The following is a 2,028-nucleotide window of genomic DNA, read 5'->3' as shown; positions in this document are numbered from 1 at the left end:
TTTAGCGCCTTGAAGCATTCCTTGATAGGTAAACCACTCTGAAACGAAGCCGTTTACCGGAGGAAGCGCTGCGATACCCATGATACCGATAAACATACCGACGGCAGTTAGAGGCATTTTTTTGGCTAGCCCTCCTAGCACATCCATATTCTGCGTATGAGTAGCGTGGATTACAGAGCCTGCGCATAAGAATAAGAGGCCTTTGAATATCGCGTGATTTACTACGTGGTAGCAGCCTGCTAAAAATCCGACTGCGGCTAGTGTTACATTGCCTGCTGCGACGCCGTAAATTCCAGTGCCAAGACCCAGCAAGATAATGCCGATATTTTCAACCGAGTGGTACGCAAGAAGCGCTTTAAAGTCGTGCTGGCACAACGCGTATAAAACGCCAAAAAGCGAGCTAGCTGCTCCTAGGATCAAAACTGCAAGCCCAAAATAGATGCTTAGCGGTAAAAATAGTGTAAATTTAACGAGCGTAAAGAGCGCTACTTTAATCATAACGCCGCTCATTAGCGCAGAGACATTTGATGGAGCCGCAGGGTGAGCTTGCGGTAGCCAAACGTGAAAAGGCCACATTCCAGCTTTTGAGCCGAAGCCGACCAAAAACAAGATGAATGCTGCTACGGAAGCACCCATCGGCATATTTACTTTTCCCCACTCTGCAAATTCGAAGCTGCCTGCGTAGTTTGCAATGATAAGTAATCCACAGGTTATACAAAATGCACCGATCTGCGCTATACCTAGATATACCATAACAGCTTTGAGCGTGCCTTTGCCATCGTTTACTATGATTAGAAATGACGAAATTAACGTCATAAGCTCCCATAAAACAGCGAAGCAAAATACATTATCCGCACTGATGACTAAAAGCATAGATAAGATGAAGGTATTAAATAAACATGCAAAAACGCCGATATTTGCCTTTCCGATATATTCCTCAGCATAGCTCATACCGTAAACGCTGCTTGCAAAGCCTATAAAAACGACTACGAAACTGAAGAAATTTCCAAGCGGACTTAAAGCAAATTTTGGCGCATATAAGAAAGTACCTCCCAAAACGAAGCTGTCGCTTACGCCCATATTGGCTACGAAATGACACATCGCATAAAAACAACTGATAGCACCTAATCCAAATCCCACCTTAACGGCAGTTTTTGGAGCGCAGTATAAAAGGATACTAATTACTGCACTGACGATAAATAAAGTATAGACGCTTATCATTTTGCGCCTCCTTCTTTTTTGGCGACGCAACTGATTTCGCCGTTTAACACGTCTTTTGCAAAAGCATTAGCCGCATCGTAGTCTATCGCAAAGCCCAATTTATGCTTACCTTCTTTAGGATCTATCATAATGATAGCGCTAGTTGGGCAAACCTCGACGCATGCAGGACCGTTCTCGCGTCCGTTGCATAGATCGCATTTGATGGCGGTGCTTTTGGCGCCCGCTTGGCTTTCGATCTCGAGATAATACTTCGGCTCGACCGCATAATTTACTGACGGCATAAGCTCGGCATTCGAGCTGATCGCGCCATAAGGACAGGCGAGCGTACACATCTTGCATCCGATGCAAATTTCTTCGTGCAATTCGATATAGTTATTATCGAAGCGAAGCGCACCGGTAGGGCAGACGTTTGCGCATGGTCCGTCATCGCACTGCCTGCACTGCGTAGGCATAACGCCGTAAGCCTGTCTAAGCACGGTGAGTCGCGATTTGGCAAGTTTGCCGCGCTCGTAGGCACTTGAGTAACAGGCTGCCATGCACGTCGTGCAACCGATACATCGTTTGTAATCGCAGATTACAAATTTATGTTGTTTCATACCTTTCTCCTTGACTTAAGGAATTTTAAAAATTTTTTACTAAAAATTTTGGTGTAATTATATTTAAGTCCGTAAAAAAATTCCGTCATTTATCTGACGATATTTGGAATTTATTTGATAAATTTGCTTTCAAAGCTTAAATTTAAAAACTAATTTCTTTTTTAAACCGGTTCGTTGATTATTTGCTTTAAATATCTAGTATATCAGTATT

The 2,028-nt window shown here is 43.3% G+C and carries 2 protein-coding genes; both read right to left on the bottom strand.

Annotation, left to right across the window (positions count from 1 at the left end; genetic code table 11):
- A partial coding sequence (locus tag Q0605_RS01825; protein WP_298703693.1) for a proton-conducting transporter membrane subunit occupies window positions 1-1,221 on the bottom strand: 1,221 nt, incomplete at its 3' end.
- A complete protein-coding gene (locus Q0605_RS01820) occupies window positions 1,218-1,817 on the bottom strand; it encodes a 4Fe-4S dicluster domain-containing protein (protein WP_005871891.1) in 600 nt (199 codons plus the stop codon). The genes Q0605_RS01820 and Q0605_RS01825, both read right to left, overlap by 4 nt.
- Between the last annotated feature and the right edge of the window lie 211 nt (window positions 1,818-2,028).

This window comes from uncultured Campylobacter sp. (assembly GCF_938017705.1).
In the GTDB taxonomy this organism is placed as follows: domain Bacteria; phylum Campylobacterota; class Campylobacteria; order Campylobacterales; family Campylobacteraceae; genus Campylobacter_B.
This window is presented reverse-complemented; position numbering and strand designations above follow the sequence as displayed.